Genomic DNA, 18,691 nt, shown 5'->3' on the forward strand with positions numbered 1-18,691 from the left:
TTTAATAAAAATCGGGCCTTGGTGTCCGATTTTTTTATTCATCTTTGTTTTAATGAATATGTTTTGAGCGGTTGTATTTAACTGATTCGAAGGTTTTCGATTGCCAGATCGAATTTATCAAACTTATAGAAAAGCTTATCTAATAAAAATAGTTTTAGACCAATTGGGAAAAAAATAAACTTGTTACACAAATATTTAATGGCTGATGAAAGCTAAATATTTATAACGTTTTAATATTATTTTTTGGAATTTTCCTTGAACTGGCAGTATATCCATAGTGTGTTGCCGCAATTTTTCTCTGCAACTTTGACCACGCTGAAAATCTCAATTATCAGCATTATTTTGGCGATTATTGTAGGGCTAATTTGCAGCATTTTAATCACATATCGCGTGCGGGTACTAAATAGAATTGCCCAGTTCTATATTGAGTTATCTCGAAATACCCCTTTATTAATTCAATTGTTCTTTTTGTATTACGGTTTGCCAAAACTCGGTATCAAAATCGATGGTTTTGCCTGTGGTGTGATCGGACTGACCTTTTTAGGCGGAAGCTATATGGCTGAAGCTTTCCGAGCAGGTTTGCAGTCTGTTGCAAAAGGGCAGATTGATTCAGCAAAAAGTATTGGTTTGCAACCGACTCAAATTTTTAGATATGTCATTTTCCCTCAAGCACTGGCTATTTCAATTCCGGCAATCGGGGCAAATTGCCTATTTCTGATTAAAGAAAGTTCTGTGGTCAGTGCCATTGCTGTGGTTGAGCTGCTTTTTATCACCAAAGACTTAATAGGTATGGACTATAAAACCACGGAAGCGTTGTTCTTACTCATCATGGCCTATCTAATTATTTTATTGCCCGTGTCTATTTTGACCAGTTATCTGGAGCACAGAAGTCGGAAGGTGAGCCATGGAACTTGATTATCTATTTCAAGCGAGTCACCTCGAACGTTTAATGTGGGGGCTTTGGACAACTGCAAAAATTGCATTTATTTCGGTGTTTTTCTCTGCAATTTTCGGCACAGTTTTCGGCGTCATTATGACTTCTAAAAACATAGTCGTTAAAGCATTGTGCCGCCTGTATTTAGAAGCCATTCGAATCATTCCAATTTTAGTTTTGCTGTTCGTGTTTTATTTCGGTTTTGCGACATGGTTTAACTGGCAGTTTTCAGCAATGTGGGTGTGCGTTGTTGTATTTGTTTTATGGGGTACGGCAGAAATGGGCGATTTGATTCGTGCAGCCATTACTTCAATTGATCAGCATCAACGTGATTCGGCCTATGCGCTCGGACTTACCCATGTTCAAGCTTTGATCTATGTCATTTTTCCGCAAAGTCTAAAACGAGTAACTCCAGGCGCGATTAACTTATTTACCCGAATGGTGAAAACCAGCTCTTTGGCAGTCCTGATTGGCGTGGTCGAGGTCATTAAAGTTGGCCAGCAAATTATTGAAAATTCGCTGTTGACTGTGCCGAGTGCTTCTCTTTGGATTTATGGCTTTATTTTTATTTTGTATTTTCTGATTTGCTATCCCTTATCCCGTTTGGCGGCACATTTAGAAAAGGTCTGGGAGTAATTATGCCTTTGTTATCGATACAACAATTACAGAAATCATTTGCACAAAGTCATATTTTACAGGGCATTGATCTGGATGTAGAACAAGGAGAAGTGGTTGTTATTTTAGGTCCATCGGGCTGCGGTAAAAGTACCTTATTGCGCTGTATTAACGGCTTAGAACCGATTCAGGGTGGCGAGATTCGTTTAACAGGCTCAGGTGTTTTGGGTCAAGATGTGGACTGGACTAATGCTCGTCAAAAAATTGGCATGGTTTTTCAGAACTATGAGCTATTTGGGCACATGAACGTCATTGACAATATTTTGCTTGGACCACTCAAAGTACAAAAACGCCACCGCGATGAAGCAGAACAAGTTGCAGATGAGTTGTTAAAGCGAGTGGGGCTGTTTGAGCGAAAACTTGATTATCCAAGACAGCTTTCAGGTGGACAAAAGCAGCGTATCGCTATTGTGCGTTCACTGGTTATGCAACCTAAAGTCATTTTACTTGATGAAATTACTGCTGCGCTTGACCCGGAAATGGTTAGAGAAGTACTTGATGTAGTCCTTAAATTGGCGAATGAAGGAATGACCATGCTGATTGTGACACATGAGATGTCCTTTGCCCGTAAAGTTGCCGATCGCATTATTTTTATGGATAAGGGCAAGATTATTGAACAGGCTTCACCAGAAGAATTTTTTGAACAGCCAAAAACAGAACGAGCGAAAGCCTTTTTAAATATTTTGTCGTACTAAATTTTTATTATTTGAATCATGAGGAAGTGAATGTTTAAACGTAATTCAATAAAAATATTAAGCAGTCTTGCCGTTGTTGGAGTGTTGTTAACTGCATGTAGTAAAACGCCATCAATTGAACAGGCAAATAATGCTCAAGCAGACCATTCTTTAGAACAAGTCAAAAAAAATGGGGTGCTACGAGTTGCTGTTTTTGCCGATGATCCGCCGTTTGGTTATGTAGATAGTGCGGGTAATAATCAGGGCTTTGATGTGGCCTTAGCAAAACGGGTGACTAAAGACTTGCTTGGCGATGATAAGAAAGTTGAGTTTATTGTGACTGAAGCTTCAAATCGGGTGGAGTTTTTAAAATCAAATCGTGCCGATGTGGTGTTCGCGACATTTACAGTAACGCCTGAACGTAAAGAAGTTGTAGATTTTGCCGAGCCTTATTTAAAAGGTGCTTTCGGCATAGTCTCTCCTAAAGCCAAGCCGATTACAGATATTGCCCAATTAGAAGGTAAAACCTTAATTGTAAATAAAGGCACAAGTTCAGATACCTACTTTACCAAGCATTATCCAAAAGTGAATTTACTCAAGTTTGAAAGAAACTCGGATGCCTTCAAAGCTTTAACCGACGGTCGTGGTGACGCGATTTCACAAGATAGTACCTATGCTCTGGCATGGGCCGCGAAGAACCCAAGTTATGTGGCGGGTATTCAGTCTATTGGTGATCAAGAGTTTATTGCACCAGCAGTTAAAAAGGGCAATACCCAATTATTGAATTGGCTCAATACTGAAATTAAGCAGCTAAGAACAAGTGGTGAAATTAATAAAATTTATGATGAAACCTTGAAACCAATTTACGGTGACTCGGTCAATCCGAATGTGTTCTTAGATGTAGGCCAATAATTTTCGATATTACTAGAGCAGTGTCTAAAAGTAGGCGCTGCGATTTTAAATAAGACTTTTACAAGAACGATAGGGTGAAATAATGACAACATTAACATTTCAAAACGTGAAATATATTTTAGCTGCATCTTTACTGAGTTTAGGTTTAGTTGCATGTGACAAAGGAACTCAATCTACTGAAAAAACGGCTGATACCACACAAACAGTGTCGAATATTGAACAGATCAAAAAGAATGGCGTGGTACGAATTGGCGTATTTAGTGATAAACCGCCGTTTGGATATTTAGATGCTCAAGGTAAAAACCAAGGCTTTGACGTAGAGATTGCTAAGCATGTCGCGAAAGATCTGCTGGGTGATGAAAACAAAGTGGAGTTTGTTTTAACTGAAGCTGCGAACCGTGTTGAATATTTAAAAGCCAATAAAGTGGATATTATTTTTGCCAACTTTACTGTTACACCAGAACGTAAAGAAGTTGTCGATTTTGCTAAGCCTTATTTGAAAGTTGCTTTAGGTGTTGTTTCTCCTAAAAGCCATCCGATTACTGATGTGGCTCAGCTTAAAGACAAAACTTTGTTGGTAAACAAAGGTACGACAGCTGATTCATTCTTCACCAAGACTCATTCGGAAATTAAGCTACAAAAATATGAGCAAAACACTGAAACTTTTGATGCTTTAAAAGATGGTCGTGGTGCTGCGCTCGCACATGATAACTTGCTGGTTTTAGCTTGGGCTAAAGAAAATCCAAATTACACTGTTGGCATTACCAATTTAGGTGAGCAGGACTTAATTGCTCCAGCAGTGAAAAAAGGTGATAAAGAGTTATTGGACTGGTTGAATCAAGATTTAGAGAAACTGGCTAAAGAAGGGGTAATTCATCAGGCCTATGAAAAGACTTTAAAGCCAGTCTATGGCGATACGATTAATCCAAAAGATCTATTGGTTGAGTAGTTGTAATCATAGTCTCTAATGGTTAGAACTCTAATAGTATTTGCTTGAGCTAGAAGCCGTCTAAATTTTTAAAGTCGGCTCTGCTGCTAATTTATCAGCTAAATATTGAATTAATACACTCAATTTAGGCGGGACATGCCGTGTCGGTGGGTACAGTAACCACAGGCCACCACTATAATAGGTTTTAAAATCCCAGTCGGGCAAAACCTGAACTAAGGTCCCTTGCTGTAGAGCATGGCGTGCAACGAAGTACGGCAAGCTCGCAATACCTAAATGCTGTAATGCAGCACTCAAACGCACACCCGTATGGTTTGCTGCATAACGCCCACGCACAGCCACACTGATCGATTTATTTCCTTGTTGAAATTTCCATTTTGAGTCACTGGCTTGTTCGCCCAAGTAAATACATTCATGCTGCTTTAAATCATGAGGATGACTCGGTGTGCCATGCTTTGCCAAATACTCAGGTGTTGCACAAACCAAGTGATCAATATCAATAAGTTTTCGACCCATCAGTCCACCCGGTGGTTGCTCTGTAATTCGAAGTGCTAAATCGACGCCATCATCTATCAAGTCTACATAGCGATCTTCTAAAAGCATTTGAATATCAATTTTCGGGTAGCGTTCTAAAAATTCGGGTAAATGCGGATGAATCATAAAATGCCCCACGGCTTTGGGAACACTCATGCGAATGACGCCTTCTGGTTCGACATGAAATTGGCCTGAACTTTCCATCACTGCTTGTGCCGCATTCACCATATCTAAACAACGTTGATAGACCTGTTGTCCACTTTCACTTAAACGAAGTTTCCGTGTGGTCCGATAGAGTAAGCGAGTACCTAAAGCACGTTCTAAACGAGCAATTGCACGACTAACAGCAGAAGGAGTTGTACCAAGCTGTCTTGCAGTTTCAGAAAAACTTTCCGACTCGACAACCTTAACGAAAGTCGCCATTTCATTTAATAGAACCAGATTTTGATTTGTGCTCATGAGGCAAAAGTTATTTGGATTTTGACTGGATTATCGCGTCTAAAAAATCGCAATACAATCTTTTTCATCGTAAGGTATGTATGAAAAAGTATGACACAAGCATTGTATTTAACAGGTGTTCTTGCCGCTGAGGTTGAAGTTTTAGAATGTAAATCATGTGAAGATGGGCGCTTTGCCATATGCTTATCGGCAACACCGTTTCACCCGCAAGGTGGTGGTCAACCTAGCGACACTGGAAAAATTGCAGAGGTAAATGTAGTTCACGTTGCAATTGAACAAGGTGAAATTATTCATTATTGCACACACCCCGTTGATTTGGGAAAGACATTAGCTCAAGTTGATGAAAAGAAACGTCATTATCATAGCCGATTACATTCGGCTGGACATCTCATCGCACATGTAATGCATCTGTTTGGCTGGCAAGCTATAAAAGCTCAGCACTGGCCCAACGATGCTCGGGTTCAGTTTATTCCTTTGGAAGCGGCCGAACAACTTGATGCTGAAATGCTTCAGAACCAATGTTCTCACTATATTCAAGATGGTTTGCCACCCCATTTTCATCAACATGCTGATGGCTTTCGTGAAATCAGCTTTGGTGAGTTTCCTGCATTTCCTTGTGGCGGAACTCATGTCACTTCATTAGCAGATATTGGTTCTATAGACATTCATTCTTATCAGTTTAAGAAAGGAAAGTTGAGTGTCAGTTATGGCGTGGCTGAGGAGACTGAATAGATGTGGCAGTTATATGGGCATGAGTTTTTGACGCTAACTGTAATTCATTTTTTAGCCGTAATTTTACCGGGGCCTGATTTTGTGATTACGGTCAGACAAAGTGTGCGTTATGGCTATTTGATTGGATGTTTAACCGCAATTGGTATTGGTGTAGGAATTTCAGTGCATGTATTTTATACACTTGTTGGTATTGGCTTTTTGATTCAACAAAGCGAATGGCTCATGTCACTGATCAGAACAGCGGGAGCAGCTTATTTGATTTATTTAGGATGGCAGTGTTTACGTAGTCAGCCAAATACCAATCTTGAAATTAATGGTCAAACAGACAGTGACACGCCAAGTTTATTTAAAGCTTTTACAATGGGTTTTCTTACCAATGCGTTAAACCCAAAAGCCACCATCTTTTTTCTGGCAATTTTTACGACGATTGTAAGTACCACCACACCGATGAAAGTTCAGGTTTTTTATGGGGTATGGATGTGTATGGTTAATGCCATTTGGTTTATGGTGGTGAGCGTACTATTTGCTCAGCCTATTGTACGTAAACGGTTTTTGGAGTTTGGGGTTTATTTTGAGCGGGTGATGGGGCTGTTGTTAATTGGAATTGCATTGAGATTGATTTGGGGATTGTTTGTTTAAGTTGGTTTTATTTATAAGTAGATGGGGTAGCACGACGGAGTCTTACCGTTTATACGTCATAATAAAGTAGCTAATTCTGTTACTTTTTTTGGAAAAAGTAACCAAAAAACTTTCTCATCTACAGAACCTGTTAACTGTTTTCATCTATCAGCAAATATTGCAAAAACATTATTTTTATAAATTATGGGCAGGCTGTAGATGACTCTTAGCTCGAGCCGAAGGCTAATTCAGAAATTGAATTTAAAATAATAAGACTCCGCACTGATAACTACTTTGACTTGTTCCTATATATGAAGTTGAGCTCAAGTTGTTTCAATAAATAATCCATAAAAAAGACCGCTCGAAAGCAGTCCTTTTTGCAAAAATAAATTTAACTGCTACGCCTATTACGTGTCAGTTGATGTAATACTGACACCAATAAATCAATTTCTTCAGTCGTATTATAAAAAGCTAAAGACGGACGCACGGTCTGTTCTACACCAAAACGACGTAAAATTGGCTGTGCACAGTGGTGGCCAGAACGTACCGCAATACCATGTTGATTTAAAGCTTTGCCCACTTGTTCCGTTGAATAGCCTTGTAAGGTAAAGGACATAACACTGGCTTTGTGATGCGCTGTTCCGATCAAACGTAAACCAGACACACTGCTCAGTGCATTTTGACCATATTCGAGTAGATCATGTTCATAGCGAGCAATGTTATGAATGCCTAGACTTTCGACATATTCAAGCGCAGCGCCTAAACCAACAGCATCGGCAATGTTTCCAGTTCCAGCTTCAAACTTGTTTGGTGCAGGTTGGTAAACTACTTGTTCGAAGGTCACATCCTGAATCATGTTACCGCCGCCTTCCCAAACAGGCATGCTTTCTAGCAGTTCTGGTTTTGCATAGACTGCACCAATACCCGTCGGCCCAAACACTTTATGTCCAGAAAACACAAAAAAGTCTGCATCGAGAGCTTGTACATCGGTAGGAATGTGCGAAACAGATTGGGCGCCGTCAACTAAAACACGGACACCTTTGGCATGGGCAATTTTAATGACTTCAGCAACAGGTGTGATTGTTCCTAAAGCATTCGAAACTTGAGTAATCGACAGCAGTTTAGTGCGTTCATTAATCAGTTTTGGCAACTCTTCTAAAATAATCTGGCCCGTGTCATCCACAGGAATGACTCTTAATTTTGCTCCAGTTTTTTTGGTGAGTTGATACCAAGGCACAATATTGGCATGGTGTTCTAAGTGAGAAACGATAATTTCATCACCTTCACCAATATTTTGCTCGCCCCATGTTTTTGCAATTAAATTAATGCCTTCGGTTGTTCCTCGAACAAAGATAATTTCTTTAGAAGAAGGCGCGCCAATGAATCGGGCAACTACATTTCTTGCATGTTCATAGGCATCGGTTGCACGAGCCGCTAACTCATGGGCAGCACGGTGAATATTTGAGTTTTCATGCTGATAAAAATAAGCAATCCGATCAATCACGCGCTGCGGTTTTTGTGTAGTGGCAGCATTATCCAACCAGACTAAAGGTCGACCATTGACGCGTTCCTGTAAAATTGGGAAATCGCGACGTATAGCATGTACATCGAGTGGTTGAGCACTGCTTGCTACAAAAGTGGGTTGCGATGGTTGATAGTGACTATAACTTTGTCCACTTTGAGGCAAGTCTAAAAAATAAAATGCAGAGTTTACCGAACTTTGGGGAGGCGTGTTCGTTGCAAAACGATCTTCCGTCAGCAATGATTTCAGCTGGTCACCATGTGGCAATTGAAAAGACTGTGCAACCGAATAATTATCTTCAACACCTTTAACAGACGGTTCTGCCGTATTGGGAGCAGAAAAATCATTTAAAAAATAATAAGGTGATTCACCTGTACCAGTGGGCAAGCTTGGTTCAATGCGTGGCACATTTGGTTCACTATGGGCAGTTTGTGGCAAATGTGGTTCAAATGGTGGGCGTGGCAAATTAGCTCCACCCACCACAGGTGCAGACGCTACAATTCGGCGTTCAGGGTAGTCTGGCAAATTTGGAATATGTTCAGGATATTCCGGATTGAGGCTTTTTTGAAAGGCGATATTGGACGCACGACCACTGAGTGCAGAAAATGGTTCACCCGGTTGTGGTGGGTGCGGTGGCGCTCCGACAGGTAAGTCCAAGTTAAGGCCCGATGGAGAAGCTGAACTGCTTGAGCTTGGTAATGCTGAAAAAAACTCATTAGCAAGTCGAGCAATGGTGGACTCATCAGGGAAGTTGGCTGGTGGGTTAACACCAGTCACTTTAGACCCCGTTGGACTACCTTGAAGATTACTTGTAGTTAACTGGGTAGTCATGATATTTGTCCACCTCCACATCATCTAATACTGCCAACGCATCATCAGTGAGTACTGCAAGTGAGCAATATAACGAGATTAGATACGACGCAATCGCGTTACGGTTGATTCCCATAAAGCGTACTGAAAGCCCTGGTGACTGTTCACCAGCAAGACCCGGTTGGAATAAACCAACAATCCCTTGACGCTTTTCACCAACACGAAGCAACAAGATTTTAGTTTTGCCATCTTCTACAGGAATTTTATTAGATGGGATCAGTGGAATACCGCGCCATGTAATGAATTGCGAACCAAATAAGCTAACCGTTGGAGGTGGTACACCACGGCGTGTACATTCACGTCCAAATGCTGCAATTGCATCAGGATGCGCTAGGAAAAATCCCGGTTCTTTCCAGTCTTTGCGTAGCAAATCATCAAGATCATCTGGAGTAGGTGGGCCATTTAAGGTCGAAATACGTTGGTCATCTGTCACACTTGCCAGTAAACCGTATTCAGGGTTATTGATAAGCTCACTTTCTTGACGTTCTTTAATGGTTTCAATGGTTAAACGGAGCTGTTCTTTAATTTGGTCGTGTGGGCTGCTGTAAAGGTCTGCAACACGTGTATGTACATCTAAAACAGTAGATACGCCATTTAAAAAGTATTCACGTGGCTCTGGGTCATAATCAACAAAAGTTTGAGGTAAAGTTGCTTCATCACGTTGTGTGCAAGCCACCTGAATATCATCGGTATTATTTACACGGTTTAAGCGATAAATACCTGCTTCAACTGGAAGCCATTGCAGTAAGTGAGTCAGCCATCTGGGAGTAATTGTAGAAAGTTGAGGAGCTGTCTTGGTTGCATTGGCCAGTTGGCGGGCTGCGTGGTCCCCAAGTGCAAGTTGGGCTTTGTCAGTATTTTTCGCCATGAATCATTTTTCCTTATTACATTGGCTTTTTGAAAATAAAAATTCTAGGATGTATATAAACTAGAATTAGTTCTGGTTTTAAAATTAAAATAGCGTTGTATATTTTTCTAAGTGGAGGGCTTATTAATGAGTTATCTATTTTTCAAATAAAAATATATTTAAACTAGAAATAAGCATTTAATTAATATGCAAGTTTTTTGTTTATTCATCCCCTTATCTATTTATTACACATCTATAGTTTTTAACCGGCAATATGATTTTTTTGATAAGACTCATTCGGTGACTGTAAAATCTGGCTACCTGCGGCCACACTATGTGTTAGCCAAACATTACCCCCAATAATGGACCCTCGACCAATCGTAATACGGCCTAAAATAGTGGCACCTGCATAGATCACCACGTCATCTTCAACAATTGGATGGCGTGTATAGTCTTTTTTCAAAGCACCATCATCATTCGTTTCAAATCGTTTTGCCCCAAGGGTTACGGCCTGATAAATACGAACACGTTCCCCAATAACGCTAGTTTCACCAATGACGACACCTGTGCCATGATCAATAAAAAATCCTTTACCGATTTGCGCACCCGGATGAATATCAATACCCGTAGCAGAATGCGCCAATTCCGAAATAATGCGAGATAATAAAGGCGCTTGGGCATAGAGCTGATGCGCAATTCGGTGATAAATAATTGCAAATATGCCCGGATAGCAAAGTAATACCTCATCCACACTATGCGCCGCCGGATCACCTTCATAAGCAGCACGCACATCGCCGTCTAAAAGACGTCGTATAGAGGGCAAGGTGTTGGCAAAATCCTGCACAATATTTTGAGCAAGTTCCTCGGGTTGTTGGACTGTATTCAAATGACTCAAATGACGTTTTGCTTCATAATTTAAAGCCAGTTGTACTTGCGCATGTAAGGCTGTAAGTACCCGATTTAAAGTATAGGCAATATAAGAATCTTCAGTTTCTTGACGTAAGTCGGCAGGGCCTAAACGCATTGGAAATAAAATTCCGCACAGGTCATCTAAAATGGCTTTTAAAGCTTCTTTAGATGGAAGTTCACGGCCCCCAAATTCTTTGGTTCTATGCTGTTGCTGACGCCAGTCATGCCTTGCCTGTTGTAAACCTTGTACAACCGCATTAATGTTCCATTGAGTCACAGGCTTTCCTTGATTCACTGAAAATTGATTAGAGTATTAGTCTTGTTGCCAAGGAAGTTGATGGATGCACCAGCCATTTTTCTGATTACGCTGTTGCTGATCATTTAGATCGCCTTCGAAGCCTTCAAGAACGTTATAAATGTGCTCAAAACCAGCATTAAATGCGGCCTCGGCTGCCTGTGCCGAACGGTTGCCACTACGGCATAACAAAAGAATGGTTTTATCTTTGCCGACCTTTGATTCGAGTTCTTTTAAAAAGCGTGGATTGCGGTTAAAGGATGTGCCTGTTGCCCACGCGACATGAATACTTTCAGGGACATAACCCACAAATTTACGTTCTTCATTGGTACGCACATCAACTAAAACAGCTTCGCCTTGTTGTACAAGTTGCCATGCATCATGTGGTGATAAACTGCCCCTAAAATTCAGCTCATGGTCTTGTGCGTATTGCTGTGCTTTAGAAAGAATTTCTTCATTTGACAAGGATGGATTTGAATCATTTGAGATAAAGCTTTGGGGAGCTTCTGTATTTAATTTTGCATTCATTGAATATATCCTTATCTTTGATTCAGATTGTTATTGTTCAATTTACGCGTTTTTAAATATAAGCAAAAATAAGGAATATCTATTTATATATATTATTTTCATAAATAAGAATGGCGGATATTTTTATAAAAAAGTATTCATTAAGCTTATATCATTCTTTAATTAAAATTGATGGATTAATCATTTTAATAGTTAATAAAAGCCGTGTGAATTAAAATAATCCACACGGTTTTAAAATTTAAGCAAATCCACCATTTACTCGAATGACTTGTGAATTTACCCAACGTCCATCTGGACCAGCTAGCATGGCAACTACATTGGCAATTTCTTCAGGTGTTCCAATTCTTTCCAATGGAGCAAGTTTTGCAATAGCCGAAACCTGCTCGTCAGTTTTTCCATTGTAAAAAAGGTCAGTACCTGTTGGACCGGGCGCAACTGCATTTACAGTGATATTTCGGCCGCGTAACTCATTTGCTAACACATGTACCAAGCCTTCCACACCTGCTTTGGATGCAATATAGGGGCCATATGCTGGAAAAGATTTAGCAATTACACTGGTTGAAAGCGTAATAATTCGGCCACCATCTGGTACTGTTTCGGCCGCATGAGCCAATATTAAAAATGCACCCCGTAAATTGGTATGAATTACTTTATCGAAATCAGGCAGAGCTTCAGGTGTAATTTTTGCCATAGGCATAATGCCTGCGCTATGAACCACAACATCTAATTGACCGTTAATGGCTTTTGCTTCTTGGAATAAACGGCTGACATCATGTTCATTTGCAACATCGGCTTGAATGGCAGAGGCTTTGCCACCTTGCTCAATAATGTGATCTACAGTTGCTTGGGCATGAGTCGCATTGCCAGCATAATTAATGATCACATAAAAACCATCTTGAGCTAGGCGTTCGGCAATAGCACGACCAATACCACGAGATGCACCAGTGACAAGAGCTGTTTTTTTCGAAATATTCATTGTTAACTAGCCTGTTCAAGTAAGTATGGTTTATTTTAATAATGTAGAAATACGGGATAAAGTCTCATAATTGGATAAGATAATTCCAAATACATTAATAATGTGGTTGGCTAAAAAGAGAGCATTATGGATAAATTTGATACCTTACAGCTTTTTACCCGCATCGTAGAGTTGGGTAGCTTTAGTCAGGCAGCCGACCAATTGAATATCCCACGCGCTACAGCAAGTAATGCCATTAAAGAGTTAGAAAATAATTTACAGTGCCGCTTACTAGAGCGAACTACACGGCATGTCAGGCCCTCCCTCGATGGGCAGGCATTTTATGAGCGCTGCACACAAATATTATCGGAACTTGATGATGCCGAATCGTCTTTACGGAATGTAATTGCACAGCCCCGTGGGTTATTACGTGTCGATTTATCAGGCGCACATGCGACTAAAATTGTTTTACCCATCATTGATCAATTTCACGAGTTATATCCCGATATTGAACTGGTAATTAGTACAGGTGATCGCTTGGTTGATCTGATTAGGGAAGGGATAGACTGTGTGGTGAGAGCAGGACGTTTGGATGATTTATCTTTAATTGCTAGACATTTGGTCGATATGCCACAAGTCATTTGTGCAAGTCCTGACTATTTAAATAAACATGGAACACCTCAGCAACCAGAAGATTTGTTATCACATTATTGTGTTAATTTCTTCTCGACATCAGGTGGACGAAACTACCCGTTTGAATTGATGGTGAATGGCAAAAAACAAGACTATTTTTTGAAAAGCTGGATCGCGGTAAATGACGCTGAAAACTATGTATTATGTGCTTTACGTGGGGCAGGTTTAATTCAGGTACCACGCTACCATGTGGCCGAACATTTAAAAAATGGGCAATTGGTTGAGGTTTTGTCTGGCTGGAAAAGCCCCGCCATGTCGGTTTCTGCATTGTACCCGCAACATCGACAACTTTCGCCACGGGTGCGGGCATTTGTGGCTTGGCTGAGTGACTTATATACAGGCTATTTTCAAGTGAATAATAGCGTAAATGGATAGACTAAATTTTGCTAGCACATATAAAATTTTGGTGAATATGTGATTGAACTACCCAATGCAAGTGATTGGATTGTCAGGGACTCTGACCCAGATAGTCTGGAAAGAATAGAAGCATTTTTTACCGATCATGCTTACGAGTCGCATCGTCATGATACTTTTGCAATTGGTCGAACGTTAACGGGTGTGCAAAGTTTTCATTATCGGGGAGAGATGAAACATAGCTTACCGGGTATGACGATGGTTTTACATCCTGATGAAAAACATGATGGAGAGTCGGGTACGCGAGACGGTTTTAGATATCGGATGGTATACTTAAAACCTGCAACCTTACAGGAAATTATGAAGGGAAAACCTTTACCATTTTTTGAAAATGGCTTGAGTCAGGACCCTCGGTTATTTAAGGCAACTGATGTTTTATTGCAAGAAATGGGGCAACATATCGACCTTTTAGAGAACCAAGATGCTCTCTATGATTTGGCAACCACGCTGTATGAAATTTCTGGTAAAAATCAACGAGCTTCCCATTCTTATGACTATGTTGCTGCGGAGCGTGCCAGAGAATTTATACATGCCTCTTTATATGAAAATATCTCTTTAGATGATATTGAAAAAAATGTTGGACGAGACCGTTGGAGCCTTTCACGGGACTTCCGATTGCTATTTGGTACCAGTCCACATCGATATATGACTATGCGTAGATTGGAAGTAGTGAAGTCTTGCCTGATGTATGGAGAGTCCTTAACTCAAGCTTCTTTAATTGCAGGTTTTTTTGATCAAAGTCATATGACACGTCATTTTCTAAAAGCCTTCGGTTTGACTCCAGCTAGATGGCGAATGATCAATAAACTATCTTCTTAATCAAGCTATTGAAAAGTCAGCCTGTGTATAGACTGACCTCAACTTTGTTTTAAATTAGATGTATGCCTTTTAAAAAATCATAAAGCATAAATATGCCAGAAATGATCAGCATCATTCCCATGGCTTTGTTTAGGCGATTAAACCAGATTTTATTTTTAATTTTTTTACCTAACACTGCACCTGCCCAAGAGTAAAGGCAGGGTGCGCCTGCGGCACCTATGGAAATGAGCAATGACACTAAAAAGATTTGAATGCCAGTAATATGTGCAGTTGGATACATAATCGTGGTTACAGGCAAAATCACTAATATCCCTTTTGGATTTAAGGCTTGTATCCAAAAGCCATTCCAGAAAGACAAAGTCTGAACTCCAGTGGTTTCATCACGAATATCAATATCTGCCTTTAACATTTGGTATGAAAGATAAAACGTATAAAGTGCACCGCACAAAGCAATATAATGCAAGGCATTTCTTGGAATGATCGCTGCGCCAATATATCCAAAAATCATGAATAACATCAGCATTGCACAACCAACACCTATAAAAAAATAAATCGTTTTTTTGAATTGTCCTGTTAACCCAGCATTTAGACCCATAAAATTTACTGGACCGGGGCTATACATCACACTCAAGGTATAAAAAAAGATTTCCATAAACGCATCTACTAAAACAAAACAACCCAGCATAGTGACTCGCAAATTTACGGTCTTGTACGTTTGTGATGGCTCCTGCACAAACGTACAAGACGAGAAAAATCTGAATGAGTCATGATGAGCGACCTAAAGTTATGACTCAGGATAGGGGTTTATGTTTGACACAAAAATTGCGTTGATTGTCCGTAATGATCTTGCGACGTGGCAGAGATTAAATGTGGTAGCTTTTTTAGCAACAGGGGTTGCCTCGGCTGTTCCAGAAATGTTGGGTAAACCTTATATCGATGCCAATGGGTATGAATATGGCAATATGCTAGGTCAGCCAATGTTAGTTTTTGAGGGAGACTTATCGGGTCTACAAAAAGCGCATAAGAAAGCAATTGAGCAAGATTTAACGATTATTCCCTATGTACACGCCATGTTTTCTACAGACAATGATGAGGACAATCGAGCCGTCTTTTTGGACGAAGATGCGAATCAATTAAATTTGGTCGGGGTGGCGGTAAGAGGGCCTAAAAAAGTGGTCGATAAAGCAATTAAGGGGCTTTCTTTGCATCAATAAGAAATAAGATTTTTATTGGAAGAACGATAAAACCCACTGTTTGAGCAAAAGTGGGTTTTATTTTAACAATGAAAATTAAACTTTATCTTGGGTTTTAGTATCAAAATCGCTAGCATCATGGCGTTCATGTAACTGTGTAGCTAAATCGCCAAAAGTACGGTTGACCATACGACCACGTTGAACCGCAGGGCGCGCTAAAATCGCATCTGCCCAGCGCTGAACATTTTTATATTGGTCGACCCCTAAAAACTCCGCGCCGTTATACACCCAGTTTTTAACAAGACCACCATACCAAGGGAATGCAGCAATATCCGCGATAGTGTATTCAGAGCCTGCCAAGTATTCATGCTTTGCTAGATGTTGATCTAACACATCAAGTAAGCGTTTTGTTTCCATGGCGAAGCGATTAATCGCATATTCAATTTTAACAGGGGCATAGGCATAAAAATGCCCAAAACCACCGCCTAAATATGGTGCGCTACCCATTTGCCAAAATAGCCAATTGAGACATTCGGTACGTGCAGCAATATCAGTTGGAATGAAAGCTTTAAACTTTTCAGCCAAATAAAGCAAAATTGAACCAGACTCAAACACTCTTAATGGCGGGTTCTGGCTATGATCAACCAATGCTGGAATTTTAGAGTTTGGATTAATTTCTACAAAACCGCTGCCAAATTGCTGTCCTTCACCAATTTTGATGAGCCAAGCATCATATTCAGCATCTTGGTGTCCCAATGCTAAAAGTTCTTCTAGCAAAATAGTGACTTTTTGCCCATTAGGTGTGGCTAAAGAGTAGAGCTGGAGCGGATGTTTCCCTACAGGAAGTGTATGTTCGTAACGGGCACCTGAAGTCGGTTGGTTTAAATCGGTTTTTTCTCCAGTCCATTGCCAAACTTGTGGAGGAATATAGTTTGAATCACTCATTTTTTTATCTCATGTTTGGTTGAAATATAAGGGTTTAGTTATGTCGCAATGCAAGCCATTTTTGTACGCTCGGCCGTTGCCATTGTTGCAGTGCATAATCTTTTAATCGCTCTGGTACAGCATCGCCGTTTTGAATAAGACGTTGCAACATCAGGGCAAGTTCAGCATCCACAATGCTCCATGAACCAAAAAGAAATTCGGCGCTCGGGGCAAGAAGTTTTTCTACAACAAAGAACAGTTTCTCGGCTGCTTTTAAACCTTGTTCAGACAGTGGTGTAGATGTGGGCTGAATAAAAATAACATCGGTTGGTCGTTCAGTTCTTAGAGCCACTAGGTCTGATCTGAGCCATGCTTGAATTTGTCGTGCTCTTGCGCGCGCTTGAATATCTTTTGGATAGATAGCTGTGTCTGGATAGAGATCTTCAAGATATTCCAAAATGGCAGATGATTCTGATAAAGCAAAATCGTTATGCTCAAGTACAGGCACTTTGGCTGTTAATGACTTTTCGACATAAGATTTTTCAAACTGGCCTTGCTGACCTAAGTTGATGGTTGCTATTTCAAATGAAATTTGTTTTTCATGTAGCCCTACAAAAACTGTAAACGCATAGGGACTTAGAAATTGTGAATCTGTGTAGAGCTTAAAACGTTCATTATTCATTGTTATTGTCCATGTCATAAAACAGATGCGATCTAGTCTAAGTGAGCTAAGCCAAGATTGGGTAGCTTTTTTGTGGAAAAGCTTTATCGGTTTTTGAATTAAGGTTTAATGTGCTGAAAATGTTGGCGAACAATGCTCAGCCAAGCTTGAACTGCTGGTGAGGCAGGAAGATTCTTTTTCCAAGCCATCACTAAGTGCCATTGAATATTTGGTTTTTCGAGTGGTACTGCTGCAAATAAACTAGGGTCAAGCATATCGGTATAATATTGAGGAAGAAGTGCGATCCCCATACGTTGTAACACCATGTCTGCCAGAAGATGCCATTGGCTAGTACGACAAGCAATGGTCGGATAGAAACCATGCTGCTTACATGCATCGAGAATAATACTGTTTAAAGAGAAATTTTCAGGAAACATTAAAAATGATTGGTGTTGTAGCTCTTCTAGATTTATTTTTTTGCGGGTTGCCCAAGTGGCATCCCGACGTAAAAGGACCATTAAAGGGTAATTACATAGCTCAATGCTATTGAAAATTTGCGTATCAAAAGGCTGCAATAAAACACCAACGTCTAAGTCGTTATTAAGTAAAGCTTGTTCAATACCGCGTGAACCCACTTCCATAAAAGCCAATTCAATATCAGGCCACTGTTGGTGATAATCAAACAAGGCAGTTGTTAGAAGCTGCGAACCTAAAGGCGGAACGCCAAGTTTTAAAGTCCCTGTTTTTAATTGTTGATAATTTTCTATCTCAAGAAAGATGTTCTGTTCTGCCTGAAGAAGCTCGACTGCATGTTGATAAATGCGTTCTCCAATTTGGGTTAATTCAATTTGTCTTTTTCGGCCGTGCTCAGGTTTGACCAAAAGTTGGACCTGAAGCTGTTCTTCAAGCTGTTGTATTATTTTACTAATGGTGGGCTGAGTCAGATATAACTCGTCAGCAGCACGGGTAAAGCTTTTAGTTTTTACCAGTGTAACGAAGCATTGTAATGATTTTAGAGAAAGCATAATAAAGAATAGATTATTCCATTTTTGAATAATTTTAACATGAATAATTCATATTTAGCAGCTTTAACCAAGATAGCATAATGGTGTAGTTAACCATTTAATTTCGCAAAATGAGTACTGAATCTGCTTCGGGAACACCCACACAACCTTCATTTTTAATTTTAGTTAAACAAATTTTGATTTTGGCTGGATTTTGGTGGGTAGGATATCTCTTACATCAAAAACTTGGTGTACCTGTCTCGGCAGGCATTTTAGGGATGTTTTTATTGCTTTTATGTCTGTTCTTTAAAATTATCAAAATGGATCAGGTGGCAATGGGAGCAACTGTTGTTTTAGGTGAACTGTTACTGTTTTTTGTGCCTGTTGTGGTCGCCGTAGTTCAGTATAAAACCTTGTTTATGACTGAAGGGTGGCAAATTGTCTTGAGCATTGCAGTTGGGACTATTTCGGTCATGCTCAGTACGTGCCTGACGATTCACTATTACAATCGTTTGAAAGCTTATTTACAGGCTCGAAAACGTCTTCAACATAAGCATATCTAAAGAGCAAACG

22 protein-coding genes and 1 pseudogene are annotated in these 18,691 nt (G+C 40.0%); 12 read left to right on the plus strand and 11 right to left on the minus strand.

What is annotated here, in order from left to right; all coding sequences use genetic code 11:
• Nucleotides 1–77: 77 nt before the first annotated feature.
• Nucleotides 78–191 (minus strand): hypothetical protein, encoded by a 114-nt coding sequence (locus tag KTI78_RS15155; protein ID WP_262446596.1) that lies wholly within the window; start codon nucleotides 189–191, stop codon nucleotides 78–80.
• 64 nt (nucleotides 192–255) lie between these two features.
• Between KTI78_RS15155 and KTI78_RS15160 the strand changes: the two genes are divergently transcribed.
• From KTI78_RS15160 to KTI78_RS15180, 5 genes are all read left to right on the plus strand, one after another.
• Complete coding sequence (locus KTI78_RS15160; protein ID WP_262446597.1) at nucleotides 256–915, plus strand: amino acid ABC transporter permease; 660 nt, start codon at nucleotides 256–258, stop codon at nucleotides 913–915.
• Complete coding sequence (locus tag KTI78_RS15165) at nucleotides 905–1,570, plus strand: amino acid ABC transporter permease (protein ID WP_262446598.1); 666 nt, start codon at nucleotides 905–907, stop codon at nucleotides 1,568–1,570. The genes KTI78_RS15160 and KTI78_RS15165 overlap by 11 nt, the downstream gene beginning before the upstream one ends.
• Before the next feature lie 2 nt (nucleotides 1,571–1,572).
• Nucleotides 1,573–2,304 carry an amino acid ABC transporter ATP-binding protein gene (locus tag KTI78_RS15170; RefSeq protein ID WP_224991669.1) on the plus strand — a complete coding sequence of 244 codons (732 nt, stop codon included), beginning with the start codon at nucleotides 1,573–1,575 and terminating at the stop codon, nucleotides 2,302–2,304.
• Between the two features lie 30 nt (nucleotides 2,305–2,334).
• Nucleotides 2,335–3,195: a transporter substrate-binding domain-containing protein gene (locus KTI78_RS15175; RefSeq protein WP_262446599.1), complete on the plus strand. Its 861-nt coding sequence runs from the start codon at nucleotides 2,335–2,337 to the stop codon at nucleotides 3,193–3,195.
• An 82-nt stretch (nucleotides 3,196–3,277) separates the two neighbouring features.
• Entirely contained in the window at nucleotides 3,278–4,144 is an 867-nt protein-coding gene (locus tag KTI78_RS15180; RefSeq protein ID WP_262446600.1) for a cysteine ABC transporter substrate-binding protein, read from the plus strand.
• Nucleotides 4,145–4,204: 60 nt separating this feature from the next.
• On the opposite strand, the gene KTI78_RS15185 is transcribed toward KTI78_RS15180, so the two are convergent.
• Entirely contained in the window at nucleotides 4,205–5,134 is a 930-nt protein-coding gene (locus tag KTI78_RS15185) for a LysR family transcriptional regulator (RefSeq protein ID WP_262446601.1), read from the minus strand.
• Nucleotides 5,135–5,224: 90 nt separating this feature from the next.
• Here KTI78_RS15185 and KTI78_RS15190 point away from each other — a divergent pair, with 90 nt between their 5' ends.
• From KTI78_RS15190 to KTI78_RS15200, 3 genes and pseudogenes are all read left to right on the plus strand, one after another.
• Nucleotides 5,225–5,866: an alanyl-tRNA editing protein gene (locus KTI78_RS15190; RefSeq protein ID WP_262446602.1), complete on the plus strand. Its 642-nt coding sequence runs from the start codon at nucleotides 5,225–5,227 to the stop codon at nucleotides 5,864–5,866.
• On the plus strand, nucleotides 5,867–6,505 hold the full coding sequence (locus tag KTI78_RS15195) for a LysE family translocator (protein ID WP_262446604.1): 639 nt from the start codon (nucleotides 5,867–5,869) through the stop codon (nucleotides 6,503–6,505).
• An 88-nt stretch (nucleotides 6,506–6,593) separates the two neighbouring features.
• Nucleotides 6,594–6,714, plus strand: a pseudogene (locus tag KTI78_RS15200) (hypothetical protein).
• 161 nt (nucleotides 6,715–6,875) lie between these two features.
• Here the strand turns inward: KTI78_RS15200 and KTI78_RS15205 are convergent.
• The 5 genes from KTI78_RS15205 to KTI78_RS15225 form a co-directional block, all read right to left on the minus strand.
• Nucleotides 6,876–8,837, minus strand: a complete 1,962-nt coding sequence (locus KTI78_RS15205; protein WP_262446605.1) for a family 2A encapsulin nanocompartment cargo protein cysteine desulfurase — start codon at nucleotides 8,835–8,837, stop codon at nucleotides 6,876–6,878.
• Entirely contained in the window at nucleotides 8,812–9,744 is a 933-nt protein-coding gene (locus tag KTI78_RS15210) for a family 2A encapsulin nanocompartment shell protein (protein ID WP_262446606.1), read from the minus strand. Before KTI78_RS15210 ends, KTI78_RS15205 begins: the two co-directional genes overlap by 26 nt.
• Nucleotides 9,745–9,985: 241 nt before the next feature.
• On the minus strand, nucleotides 9,986–10,927 hold the full coding sequence (epsC, locus tag KTI78_RS15215) for a serine O-acetyltransferase EpsC (RefSeq protein ID WP_262446607.1): 942 nt from the start codon (nucleotides 10,925–10,927) through the stop codon (nucleotides 9,986–9,988).
• An 18-nt stretch (nucleotides 10,928–10,945) separates the two neighbouring features.
• Complete coding sequence (locus KTI78_RS15220; RefSeq protein WP_262446608.1) at nucleotides 10,946–11,455, minus strand: rhodanese-like domain-containing protein; 510 nt, start codon at nucleotides 11,453–11,455, stop codon at nucleotides 10,946–10,948.
• A 238-nt stretch (nucleotides 11,456–11,693) separates the two neighbouring features.
• On the minus strand, nucleotides 11,694–12,431 hold the full coding sequence (locus KTI78_RS15225) for an SDR family oxidoreductase (protein ID WP_262446609.1): 738 nt from the start codon (nucleotides 12,429–12,431) through the stop codon (nucleotides 11,694–11,696).
• A gap of 126 nt (nucleotides 12,432–12,557) precedes the next feature.
• Between KTI78_RS15225 and KTI78_RS15230 the strand changes: the two genes are divergently transcribed.
• Together KTI78_RS15230 and KTI78_RS15235 are read left to right on the plus strand one after the other, a co-directional pair.
• Nucleotides 12,558–13,478 carry a LysR family transcriptional regulator gene (locus KTI78_RS15230; RefSeq protein WP_262446610.1) on the plus strand — a complete coding sequence of 307 codons (921 nt, stop codon included), beginning with the start codon at nucleotides 12,558–12,560 and terminating at the stop codon, nucleotides 13,476–13,478.
• Between the two features lie 39 nt (nucleotides 13,479–13,517).
• On the plus strand, nucleotides 13,518–14,336 hold the full coding sequence (locus tag KTI78_RS15235) for an AraC family transcriptional regulator (protein WP_262446611.1): 819 nt from the start codon (nucleotides 13,518–13,520) through the stop codon (nucleotides 14,334–14,336).
• A 49-nt stretch (nucleotides 14,337–14,385) separates the two neighbouring features.
• Here the strand turns inward: KTI78_RS15235 and KTI78_RS15240 are convergent, their stop codons facing one another.
• Nucleotides 14,386–14,988 (minus strand): LysE family translocator, encoded by a 603-nt coding sequence (locus tag KTI78_RS15240; RefSeq protein WP_262446655.1) that lies wholly within the window; start codon nucleotides 14,986–14,988, stop codon nucleotides 14,386–14,388.
• Nucleotides 14,989–15,142: 154 nt separating this feature from the next.
• On the opposite strand from KTI78_RS15240, the gene KTI78_RS15245 reads away from it, so the two are divergent.
• Entirely contained in the window at nucleotides 15,143–15,550 is a 408-nt protein-coding gene (locus KTI78_RS15245; protein ID WP_262446612.1) for a DUF2000 domain-containing protein, read from the plus strand.
• 75 nt (nucleotides 15,551–15,625) lie between these two features.
• Here KTI78_RS15245 and yghU read toward each other — a convergent pair whose 3' ends face one another.
• The 3 genes from yghU to KTI78_RS15260 form a co-directional block, all read right to left on the minus strand.
• Nucleotides 15,626–16,474, minus strand: coding sequence for a glutathione-dependent disulfide-bond oxidoreductase (gene yghU, locus KTI78_RS15250; protein ID WP_262446613.1), 849 nt, complete (start codon nucleotides 16,472–16,474; stop codon nucleotides 15,626–15,628).
• 34 nt (nucleotides 16,475–16,508) lie between these two features.
• Entirely contained in the window at nucleotides 16,509–17,135 is a 627-nt protein-coding gene (yfcF, locus tag KTI78_RS15255) for a glutathione transferase (RefSeq protein WP_262446614.1), read from the minus strand.
• A 98-nt stretch (nucleotides 17,136–17,233) separates the two neighbouring features.
• Nucleotides 17,234–18,139, minus strand: coding sequence for a LysR substrate-binding domain-containing protein (locus tag KTI78_RS15260; RefSeq protein WP_262446615.1), 906 nt, complete (start codon nucleotides 18,137–18,139; stop codon nucleotides 17,234–17,236).
• Nucleotides 18,140–18,249: 110 nt separating this feature from the next.
• Here KTI78_RS15260 and KTI78_RS15265 point away from each other — a divergent pair, with 110 nt between their 5' ends.
• Nucleotides 18,250–18,681: a CidA/LrgA family protein gene (locus KTI78_RS15265; protein WP_262446616.1), complete on the plus strand. Its 432-nt coding sequence runs from the start codon at nucleotides 18,250–18,252 to the stop codon at nucleotides 18,679–18,681.
• Nucleotides 18,682–18,691 lie beyond the last annotated feature (10 nt).

The sequence above is a fragment of the Acinetobacter sp. WU_MDCI_Abxe161 genome (assembly GCF_025514355.1).
In the GTDB taxonomy this organism is placed as follows: Bacteria; Pseudomonadota; Gammaproteobacteria; order Pseudomonadales; family Moraxellaceae; genus Acinetobacter; species Acinetobacter pittii_E.